This window comes from Pseudomonas sp. 05N431, assembly GCF_056397005.1.
This window is the reverse complement of sequence record NZ_JBFTMN010000007.1, coordinates 62213-78412: the sequence shown is the minus strand read 5'-3', so window position 1 is coordinate 78412 and position 16200 is coordinate 62213. Positions and strand designations below refer to the sequence as shown.

General features: G+C 58.4%; 15 protein-coding genes. 7 read left to right on the top strand and 8 right to left on the bottom strand.

Features of this window, described 5'->3' with window-relative positions:
* The first annotated feature begins 128 nt into the window (after positions 1-128).
* Genes AC1DIG_RS14430 through secB form a run of 3 tightly spaced genes read left to right on the top strand, consistent with a single transcriptional unit; the run spans position 129 to position 1337 of the window.
* Positions 129-542: a rhodanese-like domain-containing protein gene (locus AC1DIG_RS14430; protein ID WP_054595164.1), complete on the top strand. Its 414-nt coding sequence runs from the start codon at positions 129-131 to the stop codon at positions 540-542.
* Between the two features lies 1 nt (position 543).
* Entirely contained in the window at positions 544-798 is a 255-nt protein-coding gene (gene grxC / locus AC1DIG_RS14425) for a glutaredoxin 3 (protein WP_019691307.1), read from the top strand.
* Positions 799-854: 56 nt separating this feature from the next.
* The gene (secB, locus tag AC1DIG_RS14420; RefSeq protein ID WP_477767834.1) at positions 855-1337 is read left to right on the top strand and encodes a protein-export chaperone SecB; all 483 of its coding nucleotides are present in this window, start codon (positions 855-857) and stop codon (positions 1335-1337) included.
* Positions 1338-1469: 132 nt separating this feature from the next.
* Here secB and trmL read toward each other — a convergent pair whose 3' ends face one another.
* Positions 1470-1925 carry a tRNA (uridine(34)/cytosine(34)/5-carboxymethylaminomethyluridine(34)-2'-O)-methyltransferase TrmL gene (gene trmL / locus AC1DIG_RS14415; protein ID WP_477767833.1) on the bottom strand — a complete coding sequence of 152 codons (456 nt, stop codon included), beginning with the start codon at positions 1923-1925 and terminating at the stop codon, positions 1470-1472.
* On the opposite strand from trmL, the gene AC1DIG_RS14410 reads away from it, so the two are divergent.
* Complete coding sequence (locus tag AC1DIG_RS14410) at positions 1924-2364, top strand: hypothetical protein (protein WP_477767832.1); 441 nt, start codon at positions 1924-1926, stop codon at positions 2362-2364. The two genes, trmL and AC1DIG_RS14410, sit on opposite strands and share 2 nt — an antisense overlap.
* Before the next feature lie 478 nt (positions 2365-2842).
* On the opposite strand, the gene ntrC is transcribed toward AC1DIG_RS14410, so the two are convergent.
* The 6 genes from ntrC to glnA form a co-directional block, all read right to left on the bottom strand.
* Positions 2843-4279, bottom strand: a complete 1437-nt coding sequence (gene ntrC / locus AC1DIG_RS14405; RefSeq protein WP_477767831.1) for a nitrogen regulation protein NR(I) — start codon at positions 4277-4279, stop codon at positions 2843-2845.
* Positions 4276-5361, bottom strand: coding sequence for a nitrogen regulation protein NR(II) (gene glnL / locus AC1DIG_RS14400; RefSeq protein WP_123582046.1), 1086 nt, complete (start codon positions 5359-5361; stop codon positions 4276-4278). Before glnL ends, ntrC begins: the two co-directional genes overlap by 4 nt.
* 251 nt (positions 5362-5612) lie before the next feature.
* Positions 5613-6218: a DUF4124 domain-containing protein gene (locus AC1DIG_RS14395; RefSeq protein WP_477767830.1), complete on the bottom strand. Its 606-nt coding sequence runs from the start codon at positions 6216-6218 to the stop codon at positions 5613-5615.
* A gap of 17 nt (positions 6219-6235) precedes the next feature.
* The gene (locus tag AC1DIG_RS14390; protein WP_477767829.1) at positions 6236-6742 is read right to left on the bottom strand and encodes a DUF4124 domain-containing protein; all 507 of its coding nucleotides are present in this window, start codon (positions 6740-6742) and stop codon (positions 6236-6238) included.
* A 109-nt stretch (positions 6743-6851) separates the two neighbouring features.
* Positions 6852-7430 carry a chorismate mutase gene (locus AC1DIG_RS14385; RefSeq protein WP_477767828.1) on the bottom strand — a complete coding sequence of 193 codons (579 nt, stop codon included), beginning with the start codon at positions 7428-7430 and terminating at the stop codon, positions 6852-6854.
* Between the two features lie 135 nt (positions 7431-7565).
* Complete coding sequence (gene glnA, locus AC1DIG_RS14380) at positions 7566-8972, bottom strand: glutamate--ammonia ligase (protein WP_019691316.1); 1407 nt, start codon at positions 8970-8972, stop codon at positions 7566-7568.
* A 330-nt stretch (positions 8973-9302) separates the two neighbouring features.
* Here glnA and thiI point away from each other — a divergent pair, with 330 nt between their 5' ends.
* Together thiI and typA are read left to right on the top strand one after the other, a co-directional pair.
* Positions 9303-10757: a tRNA uracil 4-sulfurtransferase ThiI gene (gene thiI / locus AC1DIG_RS14375; RefSeq protein ID WP_477767827.1), complete on the top strand. Its 1455-nt coding sequence runs from the start codon at positions 9303-9305 to the stop codon at positions 10755-10757.
* Between the two features lie 139 nt (positions 10758-10896).
* The gene (gene typA, locus AC1DIG_RS14370) at positions 10897-12717 is read left to right on the top strand and encodes a translational GTPase TypA (RefSeq protein WP_019691318.1); all 1821 of its coding nucleotides are present in this window, start codon (positions 10897-10899) and stop codon (positions 12715-12717) included.
* Positions 12718-12927: 210 nt separating this feature from the next.
* Here the strand turns inward: typA and AC1DIG_RS14365 are convergent, their stop codons facing one another.
* The gene (locus AC1DIG_RS14365) at positions 12928-13365 is read right to left on the bottom strand and encodes a YkgJ family cysteine cluster protein (protein ID WP_123423993.1); all 438 of its coding nucleotides are present in this window, start codon (positions 13363-13365) and stop codon (positions 12928-12930) included.
* Positions 13366-13617: 252 nt separating this feature from the next.
* On the opposite strand from AC1DIG_RS14365, the gene AC1DIG_RS14360 reads away from it, so the two are divergent.
* Positions 13618-16068: a glycogen/starch/alpha-glucan phosphorylase gene (locus AC1DIG_RS14360; protein ID WP_477767826.1), complete on the top strand. Its 2451-nt coding sequence runs from the start codon at positions 13618-13620 to the stop codon at positions 16066-16068.
* Positions 16069-16200: the final 132 nt, after the last annotated feature.

The window sequence follows — 16200 nt, the reverse complement described above, 5'->3', positions numbered from 1 at the left end:
AAGGGGCGATGGAAAAAGGGAGTGGCAGTTTAAAGCGAAGTTCCGACCGCGTCACCGCCGGACGGGGTTTGGCCCACCATAGTGGCTGTGTATACTGGCCGACATTTTAACGCCCTGGAACCTCCTTGATGGTTGCTCACCTGATTGAATTTGCCACTAACCACTATCTGCTCGTCGGTATCTTCGTCGTACTGCTGGCGTTGTTGATCGCCCGCGAGATGAGCCGTGGCGGCCGCAGCCTCAGCACTGCCGAGCTGACAGCGCTGGTCAACAAGGACCAGGGCGTCGTTGTCGATATCCGTACCACCAAGGATTTCGCCGCCGGTCACATTGTTGGCGCGCTGAACATTCCGCAGGACAAACTGACCGCGCGCGTTGGCGAACTGGAAAAGCACAAGGCCAAGACCATCATTTTGGTCGACGCCCTGGGCCAGCATTCCGGTACTCACGCTCGCGAGCTGTTGAAGTCCGGTTTTACCGCAGCCAAGCTGTCCGGCGGGATCTCCAGCTGGAAAGCCGACAATCTGCCGCTGGTGAAGTGATATGAAAAACGTCGTCGTCTATTCCAGCGATTACTGCCCCTACTGCTCGCGAGCCAAGTACCTGCTCGAGAACAAGGGCGTAGCCTTCGAAGAGATCAAGGTCGATGGCAAGCCGCAGGTGCGTGCCGAGATGGCCCAGAAAGCCGGACGTACGTCCGTGCCGCAGATCTGGATCGGCAGCACCCACGTTGGTGGTTGTGATGATTTGTTTGCCCTGGACCGCGCCGGCAAGCTCGACGCGCTGCTCACGGCCTGACTGACCCCTTAAGATCAGCAAACCCTACAAGACCCCAAGATCAGAAAGGATCTGAGATGACTGACCAACAGAACACTACTGCGAACGAAGAAGAAACTGCACCGCAATTCTCCTTGCAGCGCATTTATGTGCGTGACCTGTCCTTCGAAGCCCCGAAAAGCCCGGCGATCTTCCGCCAGCAGTGGGAGCCGAGCGTTGGTCTGGACCTGAACACCCGTCAGAAAACGCTGGAAGCCGACTTCCACGAAGTTGTGTTGACCCTGTCCGTTACCGTGAAAAACGGTGATGAAGTGGCGTTCATCGCTGAAGTTCAGCAGGCCGGTATCTTCCTGATCAAGAACCTCGACGAAGCTTCGATGAGCCACACCCTCGGTGCTTTCTGCCCGAACATCCTGTTCCCGTACGCTCGCGAAGCCCTGGACAGCCTGGTGACCCGTGGTTCGTTCCCGGCCCTGATGCTGGCTCCGGTGAACTTCGACGCTCTGTACGCGCAAGAACTGCAACGCATGCAGCAAGACGGCGCACAGACCGTTCAGTAAGCGTTCCTGAGCGTCGAAGCAAGTCCAATGTGGGAGCGGGCTTGCTCGCGAAAGCGGTGTATCAGTCAACATCAATGTTGAAACTGATGTCCCCTTCGCGAGCAAGCCCGCTCCCACATTTGTTATGCGGTGCTATTTAAAACCGTTTTGACGCCATGCTTCGTATACAGCCACCGCCACGGTGTTGGACAGGTTCAGGCTGCGGCAGCCCTCTCGCATCGGCAGGCGCAGGCGCTGTTCGGCGGGCAGGGCGTCCAGCACCTCGGCGGGCAAACCACGGCTTTCCGGTCCGAACAGGAAAGCATCACCCTCGGCGAAGCTGGCGTCGTGGAACGGCCGGGAGCCCTTGGTGGTGAAGGCGAACAAGCGCGGATGGCCAAGGCTTTCCAGACAGCTGGCAAGGTCGGCATGGCGCTGCAAGGTGGCATACTCGTGGTAATCGAGGCCCGCCCGGCGCAGGCGCTTGTCGTCCATCTCGAAGCCCAGCGGTTCGATCAAATGCAGGTGGCAGCCACTGTTGGCGCACAGCCTGATAACGTTGCCGGTATTCGGCGGAATTTCTGGTTGAAAAAGGATGACGTGAAACATGCACGGCTCCGAAGGTAAAGATGGGCAGCATTCTACGCCTGAAGTGGACCTGCGGCCGAAGCTATTCCCTAGGGTGATGGCCTCATTGGCAATCGTCGGTGTAATGGTCGGGATGATGATCGGTCGCCTGACCGAGCCGGACCCTACAGTATTGCAACAGGTTGAGGTCGAACCGGATGGCTTGGTGGTGTGGTTCAACAATGAACCGAAGACCCACGGCGAGTTCATCGACGGCAGCGTCGCGTTGCTGTTCGAGGCTGAAGGCAAGGCGCAGAACGGCCAGCTGAAGCTCAACGACAAGGATGTGAACTGGCGGGTGCGATTGAGTGATAAGGGCTTGTTGCTGACGCTGGTGGCGGCCCGCCCCCTGAAGGGTGAGTGGGCCGGCAGCGAGGTCAATGACCGCTGGCGGTTGGAGATCCATCTCCAGGAGCAATAAAAGAGGGAATCCCCGGCCTGCCTGTACCAAGGTTCCCCAAAACGGGAGGGGGTTCGTCGCGGTCTGCGTGATGAACCCCGGATGTAAAGAGGGGAATCCCCGGCCTGCCTGTACCAAGGCCCCCGAAACTGGGTAGTGAATCGAATCACTGATTGGACTATTGCAGGGGGCGTGCCAGGTTTAGAGATGTTGCAGAAAACAGCTTGCAGGCAGCGCTCAAAGCCCCGTTATTCGGGGCTTCTGCGTTTTTGTTGAGTGGTTTTTCGTATGGGCAGAGGCGGGATTTTGCTTGCCGTGAAGTGCGCGATTGCGGTTCACGGTGCATTGAGGCGGTGCACACAGGCCCTAAATGCATCGCGAGCAAGCTCGCTCCCACAGTGGACTTCAGTGTTCCATCATTGTGTGAACACCATTGAACCCTGTGGGAGCGAGCTTGCTCGCGATTGGATCTGGAGATCAGCGAAGATCTAAAGGCTGCTTAACCCTCATCCCCTTCGTCATCATCCCCGCTATCGACCTTCATCCCCAGTTCCTTGATCTTGCGGGTCAAGGTGTTGCGGCCCCAGCCGAGTAATACGGCGGCGTCGCGGCGGCGGCCGGCGGTGTGTTTGAGGGCGGTTTCGATCATGATCCGCTCGAAGCTCGGCACGGCGCTGTCGAGCAGGCTCGATTGACCACGTGCCAACGCCTGATCGGCCCACTGACGCAGTGCTTGCTCCCAGTTGGTTACCGGTGCCGAATCCTGCGGCAGGCTCAACAACTCGGGCGGCAGGTCACTGATGTGCACTTCGCGACCCGACGCCATCACCGTGATCCAGCGGCAGGTGTTTTCCAGCTGCCGTACGTTGCCTGGCCACGGCAGGTTCTTCAGGTATTCCTCGGTTTCGCTTTTCAGCAGCTTCGGTTCCACCGCCAGTTCTTGTGCAGCGCGGGCGAGGAAATGCTTGGCCAGGGTCGGAATGTCTTCGCGACGGTCCGACAGGCGCGGAATGTGGATACGGATCACGTTCAGGCGGTGGAACAGGTCTTCACGGAATTTCCCGGCGTGCACCAGGGTTTCCAGATTCTGGTGAGTCGCGGCAATGATGCGCACATCGACCTTGACCGGCACATGACCGCCGACGCGATAGAACTCGCCATCGGCCAGTACCCGCAGCAAGCGCGTCTGGGTGTCGGCCGGCATGTCGCCGATTTCATCGAGGAACAGCGTGCCGCCATCCGCTTGCTCAAACCGTCCGCGCCGCAGGTTGGCCGCGCCGGTGAACGCGCCTTTTTCGTGACCAAACAGCTCGGATTCCATCAAATCCTTGGGGATCGCCGCCATGTTCAGTGCGATAAACGGCGAGGCCGCGCGCGGGCTGTGGCGGTGCAGGGCGTGGGCCACCAGTTCTTTACCGGTACCCGATTCACCGTTGATCAGCACAGTGATGTTGGAGTGGCTCAAGCGCCCGATGGCGCGAAACACTTCCTGCATCGCCGGCGCTTCACCGATGATTTCCGGAGTGCGAGTCAGGATTGGCGCCACTTCCAGGCCTTGCTGTTCCTGGGCGTGCTGGTTGGCGCGCTTGACCAGCGACACCGCTTCATCGACGTCGAACGGCTTGGGCAGGTACTCGAACGCACCGCCCTGATAGGACGCGACAGCGCTGTCCAGGTCGGAGTGCGCGGTCATGATGATCACGGGCAGCCTTGGGTGTTGCTCGCGAATCCGTGCCAGCAGGTCCAGGCCGCTGGTGCCGGGCATGCGGATGTCGGAGATGATCACGTCCGGTTGTTGGCGCGCCAGGCGGCTCATCACGCCATCGGCGCTGTCGAAGCTTTGCGTGGTCATGCCTTCCTGTTGCAAGGCTTTTTCCAGGACCCAACGGATAGAACGGTCGTCATCGACGATCCACACGGTTTCACTACGGCTCATGTCGATGTGGCTCCTTGTTCCAGTGGCAGAAAGATCGAGAACGTGGTGTGGCCTGGATGGCTGTCACATTCGATCAGGCCCTGGTGCTGGCTGATGATGTTCTGGGTAATGGCCAGGCCGAGCCCGGTACCGTCCGGGCGGCCGCTGACCATGGGAAAGAAGATGGTTTCCTGCAGGTCTGCCGGAATCCCCGGGCCGTTGTCGATGATTTCGAGCTTGGTCACCAGGCGATGGCGCACGTGGCCAATGGTGAATTGGCGCATGGCGCGCGAACGCAGGGTGATGCGGCCCAGGCGCAACTCGTTCTGGGTGCTGATGGCCTGCATCGCATTGCGCACGATATTCAGCACGGCCTGAATCATTTGCTCGCGGTCGATCAACACGTCCGGAATGCTCGGGTCGTAGTCGCGCACCAAAGTGATGCAACCTTGGCTTTCGGCTTCCACCAGATGACAGACGCGCTCCAGCACTTCGTGGACGTTGCACAGGGCAAGCGACGGCAGTTTGTTCGAGCCGAGCATGCGATCGACCAGATTACGCAGGCGATCCGCTTCCTCGATGATGACGTTGGTGTAGTCCTTGAGGCTTTCTTCCGGCAGCTCGCGGGCCAGCAACTGAGCGGCGCCGCGAATCCCGCCGAGCGGGTTCTTGATCTCGTGAGCGAGGCCGCGCACCAGCATCTTGCTGGTTTCCTGTTTGGAGAGCTGGGCTTCTTCTTTGGTGATGCGCAACAAGCGATCCCGCGGATGGACTTCGAGCAGCAGCAGCGTGTCGCCGTTGCTCAGGATCGGTGTCACCGCATAGTCGACGGTCAGGGTCTGGCCGGTCAGCGCAGTGAGCATCGCTTCGCGCTTGGTAAACGGGTGCGCTTGTTCGACCGCCTGGCGCAAGGAATTCAGGGCCTCGGTCGACTCGGTGAACAGCTCGCTGATGAACTGCCCATGGCTGCGCTGGCCGCTGATGGCCAGGAGCATTTCCGCCGCGGGGTTCATGTACTCAAGGCGCAGTTCGGCGTTGAGCAGAATGGTGGCGGTCGTCAGGTTGTCGAGTAGCAAGCGGTGCAGTGCGTCGCTGATGGTCATTAGGACCTCTTTTGGAGCGTGGCGGCTCAGACGGGTCTGAATCGCGCGCGTGAACTGGGCGCTGATACGAGGAAAATGCAAAAACCAAACCAAGGCTCCGAAAAGAAGCGCTCAGGCCCTGAAACAGGCGTTTGACGCTCGTTTGCGCGGCGTTCTGCCAGCGCTCGCGGGTACTTTCGAACCAAAATGGGTTGGAATATGGGTGTGGTGCAGTACAATGCACCAATATAGTGCGCAAACCTGAACGGTGTTCAGAAGAAAGAAAAAATCCCGACTTTTTCTTCTTCAGGCTTATCCGCGAGCGGACATTCCGGGCGTTGGCCGTAATCGGTCAGGGTGCAGGGCTTGATCTGGCGCTTCTGCGCCAGAGAGATGCGCAGCATATGGAAGGGTTGATTAGCCGTGCGTTCGACAATCCGTCCGTGTTCGTCGAGGATTTCCACCGCCAGTTGATGGGTGCCGCGATCGATATTGCTCAAGGCGAACACCGGGCTAGGGCCGGGATCGGCAGTCGGTTGGCCGTCCAGTAACAACCGATAGCGATGGCCGCGTTGCAAAGTGGGTTCGTTGGTGACACTGACGATCACTTCCCCCGCGCTGCTGCGCACCGAAGCGTCCGGTTCCGGTACGAGTACGCGAAGCATGTCGTAGTGAAACAGTGGTTTTTCCTCAGGCTTTTTGGGGGCTGCTTGCCGTGCTGCATTGCCGGGGTTGGCCGACATGCGATTACCCGGCGCCAGTGTGACTCGCTTGGCGTTTCCAGGGTGGGGCTGATCGGTGAAGACCCGATTGCCCTGGGCGTCGACGTAGGTGTAGACCTCGGCCTGCACCGGCAGGGCGGTCAGCCACAGGCACATGGCGAGTGTCCAGCACCTCACGGGAGGTGTACCCGCTGCACGGTGAAGGTGAGGGTCGGGCTTTGCTGCACCAGGCTTTCTCCGGCGAGCACCTGCACCGCGAGACTGTGTTCGCCGCGATCGATGTTCACCAGTTGCAAGCGCGGCACATTGCTCGGCTGGCCATACGGTTGACCGTCCAGCAGCAATCGAAACAGATGCGACCCTTGCAGGCGTGGCTGAATCTGCACGCCGACGGTGAAGGTGCCGTTATTGGCGCGCAAGGCTTCATCGCTGGGCAGGCCGGTCAGTTCCAGTACTGAATACATGGTGTTTTTGTCTGCGTGCGCGGCCGGTTGTTCGGGCGCTATCGGTGCCTGGCGTTCGATGCTGTTGAGTGGTGGCAGCTCGACGGCCTGGCTCTTCACGCCATCGGGCGGTTGATTGCTGTAGGCGGTATTGCCGCTGGCGTCGGTGTAGCGGTAGATCTGCGCGATAGCGGGCTGGGCAATCAGCAACAGGATGAACAGAAAAACACGACCCATAAAAACCGACCAATAAACGAAAGCGTTGGGTTGCAGCATAGGTCAGGGTTACGTGCTGGCCCACGTCACTTACACCCTGACACGAAAGATCAATAAATCTCGCCAGCTCCTACGGATGGACGCCGCACAATTCTGCAGTGGCGCGTACCAGCGCAAGCTCGCGCAGCGGCACTTGGGTCGCGGCCTTATTGGCTGTGGCCAGCCATGACGGGCAGTGTGGATCATTGCGATACGGGGTGAAGTCGGCCAATTGTTGCAGTAGGCGTGTTTGCAGCAGGTCGAGTTGCGGGCGGATCAAGCCAACGAGGTCGGGGCGAGGGTCGTTGGGCGCTTTGCCTTGTGCGTGCCAGTCGGATAAATGCGCGTACTGCACTAACTTGTTGGCTTCGATCTGCGCTGAGAAGAACTGCTCTACGGCTTCATTGCTCAATTTATAGTAGGGCGCTTCGGCGATAGCGTCGGCAATGACTTCACGTTCACGCTGACGATCCTCGACAGGTTTGCCGCTGTCCCACTTGCTCAGCGCGACCTTGTCAGCAATCACCAGTCTCTCCTGAATGGTGCTGAGCAGCGGGGCGAGGGCTGCGGGTGCCGGGGTTGGAGCTGGAGCATGAGTGGCGGCGGTGGCAGCGCAGGCTGAGTTGGCGAGCAGGGCGGTGAACAGTGCGAGGCTCAAGCGTAGGTACATGGGATGTCTCTTCTTCATTCCGTGGAAAGGCATGATGCCTATAACAGTAGGCCTGATAATAAGTGTTCGCCCACAAAAAAGGCCTCCCGAAGGAGGCCTCTTTTTTGTTACGCCGCTTGCGCGAGCGTTACTGGATCAGCAGCTGTAGTACAGCTCGTATTCCAGTGGGTGTACGAAGGTACGTACTTTGATTTCTTCTTCGCTTTTCAGGGCGATGTAAGCGTCAATGAAGTCGTCGCTGAAAACGCCGCCTTTGGTCAGGAACGCACGACCTTTGTCCAGCTCTTCCAGGGCTTCTTTCAGGCTGCCGCAAACTTGCGGGATCTCTTTCGCCTCTTCAGGCGGCAGGTCGTACAGGTTTTTGTCAGCCGCATCGCCTGGGTGGATCTTGTTCTGGATGCCGTCCAGGCCAGCCATCAACAGTGCAGCGAAGCCCAGGTACGGGTTGGCTGCCGGATCCGGGAAGCGAGCTTCGATACGGCGAGCGCGAGGGCTCGACACGTAAGGAATACGGATCGAAGCGGAACGGTTGCGAGCCGAGTAGGCCAGCATCACTGGAGCTTCGAAACCTGGGACCAGACGCTTGTAGGAGTTGGTCGACGGGTTGGTGAAGCCGTTCAGGGCCTTACCGTGCTTGATGATGCCGCCGATGAAGTACAGGGCGGTATCGGACAGGCCGGCATAACCTTCGCCAGCGAAGGTGTTCTTGCCATCTTTGGCGATGGACAGGTGAACGTGCATACCCGAACCGTTGTCGCCGTACAGCGGCTTAGGCATGAAGGTCGCGGTGCGGCCGTATGCATCGGCAACGTTGTGTACGCAGTACTTCAGGGTCTGAACTTCGTCAGCCTTGGCGACCAGGGTGTTGAACTTCACACCGATTTCGTTCTGGCCGGCAGTCGCCACTTCGTGGTGGTGAACTTCGATGACCAGGCCCATTTCTTCCATGGCGTTGCACATGGAGGTACGGATTTCGTGGTCGTGGTCGAACGGCGGAACCGGGAAATAGCCGCCTTTGACGCCTGGACGGTGGCCTTTGTTGCCGCCTTCCACGTCCTGGTCGGACATCCACGAACCTTGTTCGGAGTAGATCTTGAACATCGAGCCGGAGATGTCGGACTTGAACTTCACTTCGTCGAAGATGAAGAACTCAGGCTCTGGACCGACGAAAACGGTGTCGCCGATACCGGTGGACTTCAGGTATTCCTCGGCGCGCTTGGCGATGGCACGTGGGTCACGGTCATAGCCTTGCATGGTCGAAGGCTCGATCACGTCGCAAACCAGGATCAGGGTCGGCTCTTCGGTGAACGGGTCCAGAACGGCAGTGGTGTCGTCCGGCATCAGGATCATGTCGGAAGCTTCGATGCCTTTCCAGCCAGCGATGGAGGAACCGTCGAACATTTTGCCTTCTTCGAAGAAAGCTTCATCCAGCGCATCGCGAGCCGGCATGGTCACGTGGTGCTGAGTGCCTTTTGTGTCCGTGAAGCGCAGATCAATCCACTTGACGTCATGATCTTTGATGAGTTGAACCGACTTCGACATAGTGTCCTCCGGGTGGCTTCGGGCTTAGTAATGGATGCCCTTAGAATGTGGGTGATGCCGGCGCGAATACTCTGCCTTGGCAACCTGCCTCACAAGGGAGCAAATTGCATGCCAGTGCCCCGACTTGGATTTATTGCCCCAATATCACGCTTATAAAGGTGCAAAGCGCTTTAAAACGGAAAATCTCGCCCTTTAATGTAGCGCTCAATTTCATAAATGACCTGTTTTGGTGCATTGAAAACCTTCTGCACATTAACTGGTTAAACCTTGAGCAATTTCCGCTATAATCCGCGCCCCCCTTTTTCGGCTGGCCCTGCGCGCGCTGTTTTCATGAAACTAATCGTAAAAGTCTTCCCCGAGATCACCATCAAGAGCCGCCCGGTACGGACGCGTTTCATCCGTCAATTGGCCAAGAACATCCGTGCCGTGCTCCGCGATCTGGATCCGGCCGTGGTGGTGAACGGCGTGTGGGACAACCTCGAGCTGGAAACACGCGTCAGTGACCCCAAGGCCCTGAAGGACATGACCGAGCGCCTGAGCTGCATGCCGGGCATCGCGCATTTCCTGCAGGTCGACGAGTACCCGTTGGGCGACTTCGACGACATCGTCGCCAAGTGCAAGCAGCACTACGGTGAGTCGCTGGCCGGGAAGATCTTTTCGGTGCGCTGCAAGCGTGCCGGCAAGCACGAATTCAGCTCGATGGACGTCGAGAAATACGTCGGCAGTCAGCTGCGTCGTCAGTGCGGCGCCGCCGGGATTTCGCTTAAAGAGCCTGAAATCGAAGTTCGCATCGAAATTCGCGACAAACGGTTGTTTGTGATTCACAGCCAGCACAACAGCATCGGCGGCTACCCGCTCGGCGCGCTGGAACAGACCCTGGTGCTGATGTCCGGCGGTTTCGATTCCACCGTCGCGGCTTACCAGATCATGCGTCGCGGGCTGATGGCCCACTTCTGCTTCTTCAATCTCGGCGGGCGTGCCCACGAATTGGGCGTAATGGAAGTCGCGCATTTCATCTGGAAGAAGTACGGCAGCTCCCAGCGCGTGTTATTTGTCAGTGTGCCGTTCGAGGAAGTGCTGGGAGAAATTCTCGGCAAAGTCGATAACAGTCATATGGGCGTAGTATTGAAGCGTATGATGTTGCGCGCTGCGTCCCGGATCGCTGATCGGCTGGACATCGAGGCACTGGTCACTGGCGAAGCGATTTCCCAGGTTTCCAGCCAGACGCTGCCAAACCTGTCCGTGATCGACTGCGTGACCGACAAGCTGGTGTTGCGCCCGCTGATCGCCAGTCACAAGCAGGACATCATCGACCTGGCCAACGAGATCGGCACCGCCGATTTCGCCAAGCACATGCCGGAGTACTGCGGGGTCATTTCGGTGAACCCCAAGACCCACGCCAAGCGCCCGCGCGTGGAGCATGAAGAGAAAGAATTCGATATGGCAGTGCTCGAGCGTGCGCTCGAGAACGCCAAACTGGTGCCGATCGATCGGGTAATCGACGAATTGGGCCAGGATGTGCAGGTTGAAGAAGTCAGTGAGGCGCTGGCCGGTCAGATCATCATCGACATCCGTCACCCGGATGCCGCCGAAGACGACCCGCTGGAGCTTGCTGGCATCGAGGTACAAGCGATGCCGTTTTATGCTCTGAACGCTCGTTTTAAGGAACTGGACCCTACTCGCCAGTACCTGCTCTATTGCGACAAAGGCGTGATGAGTCGCCTGCATGCCCACCATTTGCTCAGTGAGGGGCATGCCAATGTGCGCGTTTATCGACCGAGCTAAGAGCCCGGGGCTGTTTGCCTGTGGCCTGCGTCACCGGCCCCCCGACTCTGCCGTCAAGCTGTAACGGCAAGGCCTGACTCTACTGTAAATCGCTGCCAAGACTTGTCAGCACACCGAATCCTCTGATCGAGATACACAAGTGATCGAAAATCTACGTAACATCGCCATCATTGCTCACGTTGACCATGGTAAAACCACCCTGGTAGACAAACTCTTGCGTCAATCCGGCACTCTGGAGCGCAACGAGCTCAACGACGAGCGCGTGATGGACTCCAACGACCAGGAGAAAGAGCGCGGTATTACCATTCTGGCGAAAAACACCGCCATCAACTGGAACGGCTACCACATCAACATCGTGGACACCCCGGGCCACGCCGACTTCGGCGGCGAAGTTGAACGCGTAATGTCGATGGTTGACTCCGTTCTGCTGCTGGTTGACGCTCAAGACGGCCCTATGCCGCAAACCCGTTTCGTGACCAAGAAGGCTTTCGAAGCCGGCCTGCGTCCGATCGTGTGCATCAACAAGGTTGACCGTCCAGGCGCGCGTCCGGACTGGGTTCTGGACCAGATTTTCGACCTGTTCGACAACCTGGGCGCCACCGAAGAACAGCTGGACTTCAAAGTCGTCTACGCCTCGGCCCTGAACGGTATTGCCGGTCTGGACCACGCCGACATGGCTGAAGACATGACCCCGCTGTACCAGTCGATCGTCGACAACGTACCTGCGCCGAAAGTCGACCGTGACGGTCCGTTCCAGATGCAGATCTCCGCACTGGACTACAACAGCTTCCTGGGTGTTATCGGCGTTGGCCGTATCGCTCGTGGTCGCGTCAAGCCGAACACCCCGGTTGTCGCTATCAGCGCCGACGGCAAGAAGCGTAACGGTCGTATCCTGAAGCTGATGGGTCACCACGGTCTGCACCGTATCGACGTTGAAGAAGCTGCCGCAGGCGACATCGTGTGCATCAGCGGTATGGACGAGCTGTTCATCTCCGACACCCTGTGCCAGCTGGACACCCCGGAGGCTATGAAGCCTCTGACCGTTGACGAGCCAACCGTTTCCATGACCTTCCAGGTCAACGACTCGCCTTTCTGCGGTAAAGAAGGCAAGTTCGTGACTTCCCGTAACATCAAGGAACGTCTGGACAAAGAGCTGCTGTACAACGTTGCACTGCGCGTTGAAGAAGGCGACTCGGCTGACAAGTTCAAGGTTTCCGGCCGTGGTGAGCTGCACCTCTCGGTACTGATCGAAACCATGCGTCGCGAAGGCTTCGAAATGGGCGTTGGTCGTCCGGAAGTGATCATCCGTCAAGTTGACGGCGTGAAGCAGGAACCGTTCGAAAACGTAACCATCGACACCCCTGAAGAATCCCAGGGCAAGGTCATGGAAGAGATGGGCCTGCGTAAAGGCGACCTGACCAACATGGTGCCGGATGGCAAAGGCCGTGTTCGTCTGGAATACAACATCCCTGCTCGCGGTCTGATCGGTTTCCGTAACCAGTTCCTGACCCTGACCAACGGTGCTGGCATCCTGACCTCGATCTTCGATCGCTACGACACCATGAAGTCCGGCGACATGTCCGGCCGTCAGAACGGTGTTCTGGTATCGGTAGAAACCGGCAAGGCACTGACCTACTCCCTGGAAACCCTGCAGGCGCGTGGCAAGCTGTTCGTTGAACACGGTCAAGAGATCTACAACGGTCAGATCGTTGGTCTGAACAGCCGTGACAACGACATGGGCGTCAACCCAACCAAAGGCAAGAAGCTCGACAACATGCGTGCTTCGGGTAAAGACGAAACCATCGCCCTGGTTCCACCTGTTCGCTTCACCCTGGAACAGGCCCTGGAATTCATCCAGGACGATGAATTGTGCGAAGTGACACCTAAGTCGATCCGCCTGCGTAAGAAGATCCTGGACGAAGGCGAGCGTACCCGCGCTGCCAAGAAAGCCAAGAACTGAGTTAACTCAGGCTGAATGAAAACGCCCCCGGTCGAAAGGCCGGGGGCGTTTTTGTTTGTCTGGGGTTTGTGCGGTGTTTGTCCCGGCCTCATCGCGAGCAAGCTCGCTCCCACAGTGATTTGTGGCGTACACAGAATTCGTGCTCAGCACCGAACTCTGTGGGAGCGAGCTTGCTCGCGATGGGGCCCTGTCAGATAGCGAGATGCTTGATCAGAACTTGTCGAGGGTCCGCGGATTGCTCTCGCGCACGACTTCTTTCGGCTTGTACGCGCAATACCCAGGCCGTGGGCCGATTTTCGGGTGGTTGCGGCAAGTATCCGGGCGCTTTTCATAAATAGTGCACAAACGGCTCTTACGATCCAGATACAGGCAATCGTTGTTGCTCATGCGTTGGAGCGTGAAGATCTCGGATTTCTGGTTGTAGCGCTCGACAATCCCTTCCTTCTGCAAGCGCTTGGCGATGTTCTTGGGTGGTTCGCCCAGTTCGAATTCGTCGACGATGCCGATGCGGATCAGGTCTTTGATCTTGACCTCGACCGGCAGCGTGCAGCAGCTGGACACGCACGAGCCGCACATCGGGGCAGAGTACTTGGCCCAGGTATCGAGACGGTCGATCTCCGCGGCGGCGATCAGGTTCGGCTTCATCATGTGGAATTACCAGCGTGCATCAGGGCGCGCGATCATACCGGGACTGGTGATTTTTTGAACGACCATTTGCCGGTTTTTTTATGGCTACACTGAATTTTCCGAGCGATCGGCATGGCATCTGCATCTTTTCAACGTGTATCGGCAAGGGGATAGGCTCGATTCAGGCGATTGAAAAAAACGCCGAACGAGTGCATTTATCTCCTGTCAGACCGACTAGGCTCGTCTATTTCATGCTCGTCCGAGGTCCTATCGATGACTCAAGAACCACTAGTTCGTGAAGCTGAAGTGGCCGCATTTCGCGACGCCGTATTGACCAAACTTACCTATGCAGTGGGCAAGGATCCGGATCACGCTTTTGACCATGACTGGTTTGAAGCCATTGCCCTGGCGGCGCGTGATCACATGGTCGAGCACTGGATGGACCACACGCGGCAGATCTACCGCAAAGGCCAGAAGCGCGTTTACTACCTCTCGCTGGAATTCCTCATCGGCCGCTTGCTCTACGACAGCCTGAGCAACCTTGGCCTGCTCGATGTGGCTCGTGAAGCGCTGACCGAGCTGGGCGTCGACCTCGAACGTATTCGCCTGCTGGAGCCGGACGCCGCACTGGGTAACGGTGGCCTCGGCCGACTGGCGGCGTGCTTCATGGAAAGCATGTCGACGCTTGGCATCGCTGGACATGGCTACGGTATTCGTTATGAACACGGGTTGTTTCGCCAGGCGGTTGTCGATGGCTGGCAGCAGGAGCAGACCGAAAACTGGCTGGATTTCGGTAACCCCTGGGAATTCGAGCGGCCGGAAGTGGCTTACCCGATCGGCTTTGGTGGCGGCGTTGAAACCGTGACCGATGAGACCGGCAGGTCCAAACAGGTCTGGTCGCCGGCGGAAACCGTTCGCGCAATTGCTTACGACACGCCAGTCGTCGGCTGGCGCGGCGCTAGCGTCAACACCTTGCGCCTCTGGCGTGCACGTGCCATGGAAGACTTGCACCTGGAGCGCTTCAACGCCGGCGACCACTTGGGTGCGGTGGCCGAAGTGGCCCGTGCGGAAAGCATCTCCCGCGTGCTCTATCCTGCCGACAGCACCGAGGCCGGTCAGGAGTTGCGGCTGCGTCAGGAGTACTTCTTCGTCGCGGCGTCCTTGCAGGACTTGCTGCGCCGTCACCGCAATATGCACACCTCGGTGCTGACCCTGGGCGATCACGCGGCGATCCAGCTCAATGACACGCACCCCTCGATCGCGGTGGCCGAGTTGATGCGCCAACTGGTCGATGTGTATGACGTGGCGTGGGACGCAGCCTGGCAGATCACGGTCGATACGCTTTCCTATACCAACCACACACTCTTGCCCGAAGCGCTGGAAACCTGGCCAGTCGGTTTGATGGAGCGGATGCTGCCACGGCACATGCAGATCATTTATTTGATCAACGCCCATCACATCGACTCGCTGCGCGCCAAAGGCATGCATGACTTTGACGTATTGCGCGCGGTGTCGCTGATCGAGGAAGACAATGGTCGCCGGGTGCGCATGGGCAACCTGGCGTTTCTGGGTTCCCACAGTGTCAACGGCGTGTCCGGCCTGCACACTCAACTGATGCGCAGCACGGTGTTTTCCGAGTTGCACAAGCTGTATCCGGAGCGAATCAACAACAAGACCAACGGCATTACGTTCCGCCGCTGGCTCTATCAGGCCAACCCGGAACTGACCTCGATGATGGTCGATGCGCTGGGCCCGGATCTGTTGGATAACCCGGAACAGAAACTGATCGGCCTGGAGCCGTTTGCCGAGAAAGCGGCGTTCCGCAACAAGTTCGCCGAGCAGCGCCTGCACAGTAAAAAAGCCTTGGCCTATCTGATTCATGAGCGGTTGGGGATTGCGGTCAATCCGGCGGCAATGTTCGACGTGCAGGTCAAACGGATTCACGAGTACAAGCGCCAGTTGCTCAACCTGATGCACACCGTGGCGCTGTATCAGGCGATTCGCGCCGAGCCGGAAGTCGATTGGGTGCCGCGGGTGAAGATATTTGCCGGCAAAGCCGCCGCGAGTTATCACCAGGCCAAGCTGATCATCAAACTGACCAACGACATCGCCCGGGTGGTCAACAACGACCCGACGGTGCGCGGCTTGCTGAAAGTGGTGTTCTTGCCTAACTACAACGTCAGCCTGGCGGAAAGCATCATTCCGGCGGCCGACCTGTCGGAGCAGATATCCACGGCCGGTTTTGAGGCTTCCGGTACCAGTAATATGAAGTTCGGCCTCAACGGCGCGCTGACCATCGGCACCCTGGACGGTGCCAACGTGGAAATGAGCGAGCGCATTGGCGTCGAGCACATGTTCATCTTCGGTTTGACGGCGCAGCAGGTTGAGGCGCGCAAGCAAAATCACGAGTTCTATGCCGCACCGGACATCGCCGCCTCCCATCGATTGGGGGATGTACTGCAAGCGATTCGTGGCGGTGTGTTCTCGCCCGATGAACCGTCGCGTTACACCGGACTGATCGATTCGTTGATCGAATATGACCGCTTCCTGGTCTGCGCCGACTTCGATTCCTACTGGCACGCCCAGGCGCGGGTTGAAGAGCGCTGGCACGACTCGAAGGAGTGGTGGCGCTCGGCGGTGCTCAACAGTGCGCGCATGGGCTGGTTCTCGTCCGACCGGACCATTCGCGAGTACGCCACGGATATCTGGAAAGCGCTGGAGTAACTTTTAGCAATAATTGCGAGCAAGGCCCTACGGTTGTGGGGCCGGATCGATATACTAGGCAGCAGTTTTGCAGGGCCGCAGTGTCAAAGGGCTCAGTCAAATTTGGACGCATAGGCAATCCAATGTGGGAGC

Bases quoted from the DNA above. Each gene is read 5' to 3' on its own strand.
- AC1DIG_RS14430 (WP_054595164.1), top strand. From the start codon at position 129: ATGGTTGCTCACCTGATTGAATTTGCCACTAACCACTATCTGCTCGTC.
- grxC (WP_019691307.1), top strand. From the start codon at position 544: ATGAAAAACGTCGTCGTCTATTCCAGCGATTACTGCCCCTACTGCTCG.
- secB (WP_477767834.1), top strand. From the start codon at position 855: ATGACTGACCAACAGAACACTACTGCGAACGAAGAAGAAACTGCACCG.
- AC1DIG_RS14410 (WP_477767832.1), top strand. From the start codon at position 1,924: ATGCACGGCTCCGAAGGTAAAGATGGGCAGCATTCTACGCCTGAAGTG.
- trmL (WP_477767833.1), bottom strand. From the start codon at position 1,925: ATGTTTCACGTCATCCTTTTTCAACCAGAAATTCCGCCGAATACCGGC.
- ntrC (WP_477767831.1), bottom strand. From the start codon at position 4,279: ATGAGCCGTAGTGAAACCGTGTGGATCGTCGATGACGACCGTTCTATC.
- glnL (WP_123582046.1), bottom strand. From the start codon at position 5,361: ATGACCATCAGCGACGCACTGCACCGCTTGCTACTCGACAACCTGACG.
- AC1DIG_RS14395 (WP_477767830.1), bottom strand. From the start codon at position 6,218: ATGTGCCTGTGGCTGACCGCCCTGCCGGTGCAGGCCGAGGTCTACACC.
- AC1DIG_RS14390 (WP_477767829.1), bottom strand. From the start codon at position 6,742: ATGGGTCGTGTTTTTCTGTTCATCCTGTTGCTGATTGCCCAGCCCGCT.
- AC1DIG_RS14385 (WP_477767828.1), bottom strand. From the start codon at position 7,430: ATGTACCTACGCTTGAGCCTCGCACTGTTCACCGCCCTGCTCGCCAAC.
- glnA (WP_019691316.1), bottom strand. From the start codon at position 8,972: ATGTCGAAGTCGGTTCAACTCATCAAAGATCATGACGTCAAGTGGATT.
- thiI (WP_477767827.1), top strand. From the start codon at position 9,303: ATGAAACTAATCGTAAAAGTCTTCCCCGAGATCACCATCAAGAGCCGC.
- AC1DIG_RS14365 (WP_123423993.1), bottom strand. From the start codon at position 13,365: ATGATGAAGCCGAACCTGATCGCCGCCGCGGAGATCGACCGTCTCGAT.
- AC1DIG_RS14360 (WP_477767826.1), top strand. From the start codon at position 13,618: ATGACTCAAGAACCACTAGTTCGTGAAGCTGAAGTGGCCGCATTTCGC.